This window comes from Bacillus sp. MBGLi79 (assembly GCF_002953915.1).
Map to the genome: position 1 here is coordinate 723,489 of NZ_CP026521.1, position 7,236 is coordinate 730,724.

The 7,236-nt window shown below is 45.3% G+C and carries 10 protein-coding genes; 6 read left to right on the forward strand and 4 right to left on the reverse strand.

Translation table 11 applies throughout. The features are described 5' to 3' along the window. A partial coding sequence (locus C1T29_RS24685) for an ABC-F family ATP-binding cassette domain-containing protein (RefSeq protein ID WP_231516537.1) occupies positions 1-1,246 on the reverse strand: 1,246 nt, incomplete at its 3' end. Positions 1,247-1,392: 146 nt separating this feature from the next. Here C1T29_RS24685 and moaC point away from each other — a divergent pair. Genes moaC through tatC form a run of 4 tightly spaced genes read left to right on the forward strand, consistent with a single transcriptional unit; the run spans position 1,393 to position 3,542 of the window. Further along, positions 1,393-1,899 (forward strand): cyclic pyranopterin monophosphate synthase MoaC, encoded by a 507-nt coding sequence (moaC, locus tag C1T29_RS03825; protein WP_026578974.1) that lies wholly within the window; start codon positions 1,393-1,395, stop codon positions 1,897-1,899. Positions 1,900-1,902: 3 nt separating this feature from the next. Further along, on the forward strand, positions 1,903-2,547 hold the full coding sequence (locus C1T29_RS03830) for a redox-sensing transcriptional repressor Rex (RefSeq protein WP_020450329.1): 645 nt from the start codon (positions 1,903-1,905) through the stop codon (positions 2,545-2,547). A 38-nt stretch (positions 2,548-2,585) separates the two neighbouring features. Then, positions 2,586-2,759 (forward strand): twin-arginine translocase TatA/TatE family subunit, encoded by a 174-nt coding sequence (locus C1T29_RS03835; RefSeq protein ID WP_020450330.1) that lies wholly within the window; start codon positions 2,586-2,588, stop codon positions 2,757-2,759. Positions 2,760-2,765: 6 nt separating this feature from the next. After that, the gene (gene tatC, locus C1T29_RS03840; protein ID WP_095293002.1) at positions 2,766-3,542 is read left to right on the forward strand and encodes a twin-arginine translocase subunit TatC; all 777 of its coding nucleotides are present in this window, start codon (positions 2,766-2,768) and stop codon (positions 3,540-3,542) included. A gap of 44 nt (positions 3,543-3,586) precedes the next feature. On the opposite strand, the gene C1T29_RS03845 is transcribed toward tatC, so the two are convergent. Further along, positions 3,587-3,778, reverse strand: a complete 192-nt coding sequence (locus C1T29_RS03845) for a YdiK family protein (RefSeq protein WP_023855536.1) — start codon at positions 3,776-3,778, stop codon at positions 3,587-3,589. Then, complete coding sequence (locus C1T29_RS03850; RefSeq protein ID WP_026578972.1) at positions 3,778-4,512, reverse strand: CPBP family intramembrane glutamic endopeptidase; 735 nt, start codon at positions 4,510-4,512, stop codon at positions 3,778-3,780. Before C1T29_RS03850 ends, C1T29_RS03845 begins: the two co-directional genes overlap by 1 nt. 225 nt (positions 4,513-4,737) lie before the next feature. Here C1T29_RS03850 and groES point away from each other — a divergent pair, with 225 nt between their 5' ends. Together groES and groL are read left to right on the forward strand one after the other, a co-directional pair. Next, complete coding sequence (gene groES, locus C1T29_RS03855) at positions 4,738-5,022, forward strand: co-chaperone GroES (RefSeq protein WP_003179248.1); 285 nt, start codon at positions 4,738-4,740, stop codon at positions 5,020-5,022. Positions 5,023-5,066: 44 nt separating this feature from the next. After that, a complete protein-coding gene (gene groL / locus C1T29_RS03860) occupies positions 5,067-6,701 on the forward strand; it encodes a chaperonin GroEL (RefSeq protein ID WP_020450334.1) in 1,635 nt (544 codons plus the stop codon). A gap of 175 nt (positions 6,702-6,876) precedes the next feature. Here the strand turns inward: groL and C1T29_RS03865 are convergent, their stop codons facing one another. Continuing rightward, entirely contained in the window at positions 6,877-7,161 is a 285-nt protein-coding gene (locus C1T29_RS03865; RefSeq protein ID WP_231516538.1) for a tyrosine-type recombinase/integrase, read from the reverse strand. Between the last annotated feature and the right edge of the window lie 75 nt (positions 7,162-7,236).

Sequence of the window (7,236 nt, forward strand, 5' to 3'; positions counted from 1 at the left end):
AATCGTCCCAAAGCTCGTCAAGCACGCGTTTTGACGACGTCAATTCAGCCTGTTCCTGGTCATAGTAGCCGATTGAGACATGGGAGCCTGTCGCGATTGTTCCCGATACCGGCTGCAGCTTTTGAATCAATGCTTTTAAAAGGGTTGACTTGCCGATTCCGTTCGGTCCGACCAGTGCAACGCTTTCCCCGCGTGTGATGTGAAAGTTCAATGAACGGAGAAGCGGGGGCTGCTCCTGGTAGCTTACTGTCAAGTCTTCCACCCGCAGTACATCGTTTCCGCTTTGCCTTGTAATTTCAAAGCGGAAAGACGCCGACTTTTCATCTCCGAGCGGTTTGTCCATGATCTCCATCCGTTCAAGCTGCTTTCGTCTGCTCTGCGCCCGTTTCGTCGTCGAAGCTCTGGCCAGATTCCGGTCGACGAACTCCTGCAGCTTGGCGATTTCGTCCTGCTGCTTTTCATAAAGCTTTGTTTCCTTTTCCAGCTGTTCGGCTTTTAATTGGAGATAAGAGCTGTAGTTCCCTGTATATTTTTTGCTTTGTGACCGGCTGATCTCGTAAACTTGGGTAACCACTTTGTCAAGAAAGTACCTGTCATGGGAAACGATTAAAATCGCTCCGCTGTAATTTTGCAAATATTGTTCAAGCCATGTCAGGGTATCGATATCCAAGTGGTTTGTCGGTTCGTCCAAAATGAGGAGGTCGGGTTTTGTCAAAAGCATTTTTCCGAGGGCAAGCCTTGTTTTTTGACCTCCGCTTAAGTCCTGGACGCGGACGGAGTCGTCAAATCCCGCAAAGCCGAGCCCGTGCATGACGGATCGGACCTCTGCCTCATATTGGTAGCCGCCTTTGTCCTTGAACTCCTGCTGAAGCCTGTCATACGTCTTCATCAATGATTCAAGCATGTCCGGTCCGGCCTGCGCCATCTTTTCCTCGATCGCGCGCATTTCTTTTTCCATTTTTTTTAGAAAATCAAATACCGACAGCAATTCCTCTTTGAGCGTCAGCTTGGAATCGAGGCCGGAATGCTGGTCAAGGTAGCCCATCGTCAAATCTTTCGGCTTGATGATGTCCCCCTTTTCATATGAAAGTTTTCCTGCGATAATCTTTAGAAGAGTCGATTTTCCGGCGCCGTTGCGTCCGACGATCGCAATCCGGTCCCGAGATCTGACTTCGAGTTTTATATTCGTTAAAATCGTATCGGCTCCAAACGATTTTGAAAGTTGGTTCACTTGTAAAATCATCATGATCTTTCACCTCTTGTCTGCTATTTTAAGTGTAGCCTATCACTGCGCAGTCAGCAAACAATTAAGTGAAGTCTGGAAGATTTTAGCCAAAGAAAAAGACAGAATGAAAAAAATAGTGTATGATCGTTATAAGGAGAGTTCAGAACATGAATGAGTTTACACATTTTAATGAACAAGGCAGAGCCAAGATGGTTGATATAAGCGAAAAGGAAGCTTCAGTACGTACAGCTGCGGCTGTTTCAAGCGTGTCTATGAATCGAACAGTACATGAAAAAATCAAAAACCGGGAAATCGGAAAGGGCGATGTATTGGCGGTGGCGCAAGTGGCCGGAATCATGGCCGCAAAACAGACATCCGCCATCATCCCGATGTGCCATCCGATCGCTCTGAAAGGAGTCGACATCGCCTTTCGCTGGGAGGAGAAAGAACAGAAGAGCATCCTGCATATTCAATCTAAAGTGAAGACCAAAGGGAGCACAGGTGTGGAAATGGAAGCGTTAACTTCGGCCTCCGTATGTGCGCTGACCGTATATGACATGTGCAAAGCGGCGGATAAGGGAATGGTGATAGGACCGACCTTTCTTCTCGAAAAGACAGGCGGGAAAAACGGTGACTATAAAAGGGAAAAAGCTGATGTAGACATGGAGGATTAGTTTATGAACATGGATCATTCAAAAATTCCGCAAGCGACAGCGAAACGGTTGCCATTATATTATCGTTTTTTAAAAAACCTTCATGCATCCGGAAAACAGCGTGTATCTTCCGCTGAGCTGAGCGATGCCGTCAAAGTCGATTCTGCGACCATCCGCAGGGACTTCTCGTACTTCGGCGCGCTCGGAAAAAAAGGATACGGCTACAATGTCAATTATTTGCTGTCCTTTTTTAGAAAGACGCTTGATCAGGATGAAATGACGAACGTAACGCTCATTGGCGTGGGGAATTTGGGGACAGCCTTTCTCCATTACAATTTTATCAAAAATAATAATACAAAAATCGCCATGGCGTTTGACATCAATGAGGAAAAAATCGGAACCGAGGTCGGCGGTGTTCCCGTCTATGATCTGAATAGACTTGAAGAGCATATGACGGATGATATCCCCGTCGCCATTTTGACGGTACCGGCTCAAGCCGCACAGTCGATTACAGACAGGCTGGTGGAGCTTGGCATTAAAGGCATTCTTAATTTCACGCCGGCCCGCTTGAATGTGCCGGAACACATTCGCATTCATCATATAGATTTGGCGGTTGAACTTCAGTCGCTGGTGTATTTCATGAAACATTATTCAATGCAGGAAAAGTAAAACGGAAAACGAAAAATAAAGGAAAGGGGGCAGGCTTTATGCCAATCGGTCCTGGAAGCTTTATTTTAATTGTCGTGGTGGCGCTTCTGATATTCGGCCCGAAAAAACTTCCCGAGCTGGGAAGAGCAGCGGGAAACACGCTGAGGGAGTTTAAGAATGCGACAAAAGGTTTGGCTGACGACGATTCCGATAAAAAGAAAGAAGATCAGTAGGATAGGATGACATTTATGAAGGAAAGAGAAATGTCGCTGATAGAACATATCACAGAACTACGCAGACGGCTTGTGATCACTTTTTTCTTTTTTGTTTTATTTGTTGTGGCAGGCTTTTTATTGGCAAAGCCGCTGATTATCTATCTGCAGCAGACGGATGAAGCGAAGCTGCTGACGCTCAACGCGTTCAAGCTGACCGATCCTTTATTTGTGTACGTGCAGTTCGCTTTCATCATCGGCGCCGTCTTAACTTCGCCGCTTGTTTTATACCAGCTGTGGGCTTTCATCAGCCCGGGGCTGTATGAAAAGGAACGAAAAGTGACGCTCAGCTATATTCCGATATCGATTATTCTTTTTTTAGGCGGCATTGCCTTTTCTTACTTTATTTTATTTCCGTTTGTCGTGGACTTTATGACGAGAGTCTCAGATGATCTGAATGTCAACCAGGTCATCGGAATACACGAATATTTTCAGTTTCTGCTTCAGTTGACGCTTCCTTTTGGCTTATTGTTTCAGATGCCTGTGGTCATCATGTTTATCACAAGGCTCGGCCTCGTGACGCCGATGTTTTTGGCGAAAATCAGAAAATACGCATATTTTGTGTTGTTCGTCATCGCGGCCCTCATTACACCGCCTGAGCTTTTGTCGCATTTAATGGTCTCAGTGCCATTGCTCATTCTTTATGAAATCAGTATCGTGATTTCAAGAATATCCTACAGGCAGGCGCAAAAAACAATGATTCAAGAGGAAAATCAAGCGTTTTTGAACGACCATACAAAATAAGAGCCATTCTTTTTCAGAATGGCTCTTTTCCTTCACAAAAAAGGCTATTGATCTTTTCGCTTCATCTTGCCGGCCAGGGCGAACATTTTAAAGGAAATGCTGATATTATAGGCTGCGAAAAGCATCAGCAGGATCGTGTAAAAAGACCACATGCTTCCGGGCGAGGTTGCCGCCAGATATGTAAACAGCACACCCGTTAATAAATAAATCGCTCCCCAGAATTTAGGGCTTCTCATCATAGAAATCCTCCAATAATCATTTGCATTTTCTCGGCGTGTTTCAAATATTCTTCAATAGGCTCCCGGAACGTCTGCAGTAAGACGACGAGCGTATTCATGGCGACATGGGCGAAAATAGGCACGATAATCCGGTTGGTTCTGACATATAAAAAGGCGAATGTGAATCCCATTGCTGTATAAATGAGCAGATGGCTGAAATCCAAATGGACGACCGAGAAGAGCACCGAACTGAACAAAGCGGCAATGAAAAAATTCGTTTTCTCATAGATTGCACCGAAAATGATCTTTCTGAAAATGATTTCTTCAAGAATCGGACCAAATACAGAAGAGACAAACACCATCAGCGGCAATGCGGTGATGATTTCCATGATCCGCTGCGTATTTTCCGATTCCGGGGTGACCCCGAACAAGTACATTTCGATCGAAGCGGCAATTGACTGCGAAAACAAAGCGAGAAAAACACCGGCTACCGCCCATCCGATTGATGCTCCAACCGATGCTTTCGGCCGGTTGCGAAGCGTCGTCTTCGGCACCGTCCGCAAAATCAGCAGCACGATAACGAGACAGAGGGTAAACGCGATGACAGACCAGACGCCTGTCAATGTAAGCTGGGCTTCAGCCTTTGGCTGTCCTTTGCCCACTCCCAAAAAGTAAAGAAGAGGCAAGCCGACAGCGGCCGACAATTGCATGAGAACGTATGCCAATATAATAAACCAGTATTGTTTTCTCAAGCTTTATGTACTCCTTTTCTAAAAATCTAATTCAGACTATGTTTATTGTAACACACTCTTTTTAAATTATAGGATGATAAGGACATGCGGAGAAATGTAAGCGCAAAAAAATTTGACCTTATCACTTGAAATTGCCTGGGAGATTCTTTATTATAAGAATTGTGTTAGCACTCACCGAGTGCGAGTGCTAAAATTACATATGAAAATATTGAGGAGGTTGTTTCATTGTTAAAGCCATTAGGTGATCGCGTTGTCATTGAGCTCGTTGAGTCTGAAGAAAAAACTGCCAGCGGAATCGTACTTCCTGACTCCGCAAAAGAAAAACCACAAGAGGGTAAAGTGGTTGCAGCCGGTTCAGGCCGTGTGTTAGAGAGCGGAGAGCGCGTTGCATTAGAAGTTAAAACAGGCGACCGCATCATCTTCTCAAAATATGCAGGTACCGAAGTGAAATATGAAGGTACTGACTACTTAATCTTGCGTGAAAGCGACATTTTAGCTGTTATCGGCTAAGTCATAAATAAAAACGAGACAATTATATAGGAGGTTCGAATAACATGGCAAAAGATATTAAGTTTAGCGAAGAAGCCCGCCGTTCAATGCTGCGCGGTGTAGATGCATTGGCGGATGCTGTAAAGGTAACTTTGGGACCTAAAGGACGCAACGTCGTTCTTGAGAAAAAATTCGGTTCTCCATTAATCACAAACGACGGTGTTACCATCGCGAAAGAAATCGAACTTGAAGACGCGTTCGAAAACATGGGCGCAAAGCTTGTTGCTGAAGTTGCGAGCAAAACAAACGATGTTGCCGGTGACGGTACAACAACAGCGACAGTTCTAGCTCAAGCGATGATTCGCGAAGGTCTTAAAAACGTAACTGCCGGCGCTAACCCTGTAGGCGTGCGCAAAGGTATCGAGCAGGCTGTGGCTGTAGCGGTTGAAAGCCTGAAAGAAATCTCCAAACCAATCGAAGGCAAAGAATCAATCGCACAAGTTGCTTCAATCTCCGCTGCTGACGAAGAAGTCGGAAGCCTGATCGCTGAAGCGATGGAGCGCGTCGGCAACGACGGTGTCATCACGATCGAAGAATCAAAAGGATTCACAACAGAGCTTGAAGTGGTTGAAGGTATGCAGTTTGACCGCGGATATGCGTCTCCTTACATGGTGACAGATTCCGATAAGATGGAAGCGGTTCTTGAGAACCCGTACATCTTAGTAACAGACAAAAAAATCACAAACATTCAAGAAATCCTGCCGGTGCTTGAGCAAGTTGTTCAGCAAGGCAAACCGTTGCTTCTGATTGCTGAAGACGTTGAAGGTGAAGCTCTTGCAACATTGGTTGTCAACAAGCTTCGCGGAACATTCAACGCAGTGGCTGTTAAAGCGCCTGGATTCGGAGACCGCCGCAAAGCGATGCTCGAAGACATCTCTATCCTGACAGGTGCCGAAGTGATCACAGAAGATTTAGGTCTTGACCTTAAATCAACTCAAATCAACCAATTGGGACGCGCTTCTAAAGTTGTTGTGACAAAAGAAAACACAACAATCGTTGAAGGTGCGGGAGATACAGAGCAAATCGCGGCACGCGTCAACCAAATCCGCGCTCAAGTTGAAGAAACAACTTCTGAGTTCGATAAAGAAAAATTACAAGAGCGCCTAGCTAAGCTTGCAGGCGGCGTAGCTGTCATCAAAGTCGGCGCTGCGACTGAAACAGAATTGAAAGAACGCAAGCTTCGCATCGAAGACGCCCTGAACTCTACTCGCGCTGCGGTAGAAGAAGGAATCGTATCCGGCGGTGGTACAGCTCTTGTCAATGTTTACAATAAAGTAGCTGCCCTTGAAGCTGAAGGCGACGAACTGACTGGTATCAACATCGTTCTTCGCGCTCTTGAAGAACCAATCCGTCAAATCGCGCACAATGCGGGTCTTGAAGGATCTGTCATCGTTGAGCGCCTGAAAGGCGAAGCTATTGGTGTAGGCTACAACGCTGCAACAGGCGAATGGGTGAACATGATCGACAAAGGTATCGTTGACCCTACAAAAGTAACACGCTCAGCTCTGCAAAACGCAGCATCTGTAGCGGCTATGTTCCTGACAACTGAAGCAGTTGTTGCCGACAAGCCTGAAGAAAACAAAGGCGGCGCAGGAATGCCTGACATGGGCGGCATGGGCGGTATGGGCGGCATGATGTAAGCCCACTTAAAACCCCTTGAAAATCAAGGGGTTTTTTGTTTTGTTCATTAAATTGGTCACGAAATGGTCACATCCATCATGAGGATTGGATTTTCATCGATAAATCATTTACAAATGAATTGAATTGTTGAGAAGTTTTTTCCTTACTTTTTCTGGTGGTATGCAGATAAACTTTTCATGTCACTTCGTCTTTTTCGTGGCCTAAAATTTTCTGGATTTCATCCAAAGGTACACCCGCTTCAGCTGCAAGAGATGTGAAGGTATGACGGAAAGTGTGTTGGGTGATTTTTTTGTTCAGGTTCATTCTCTTTAAAATCCGTCTCATTCTTGTGTCCATTTTCTTTATATTTTCAGGGTTGCCATCCGGACGGGAAAAAATGAAATCCTCATCGCTAAATTTCCGCCCGTTTGCATATGCTATTTTTGCCTGTTTAATTTTAAGCCTTTTTAAGAGCGCCACTAAAATCGGACAGAGGGTACTTCTCTTACAGTTGCTGGCGTTAGGATGCAATAAATTTTAATCAGATGCTTTGTT

Coding starts and splice junctions, on each gene's coding strand:
- C1T29_RS03845 (WP_023855536.1), bottom strand. CDS start 3,778: ATGAGAAGCCCTAAATTCTGGGGAGCGATTTATTTATTAACGGGTGTG.
- moaC (WP_026578974.1), top strand. CDS start 1,393: ATGAATGAGTTTACACATTTTAATGAACAAGGCAGAGCCAAGATGGTT.
- groL (WP_020450334.1), top strand. CDS start 5,067: ATGGCAAAAGATATTAAGTTTAGCGAAGAAGCCCGCCGTTCAATGCTG.
- tatC (WP_095293002.1), top strand. CDS start 2,766: ATGACATTTATGAAGGAAAGAGAAATGTCGCTGATAGAACATATCACA.
- C1T29_RS03830 (WP_020450329.1), top strand. CDS start 1,903: ATGAACATGGATCATTCAAAAATTCCGCAAGCGACAGCGAAACGGTTG.
- C1T29_RS03835 (WP_020450330.1), top strand. CDS start 2,586: ATGCCAATCGGTCCTGGAAGCTTTATTTTAATTGTCGTGGTGGCGCTT.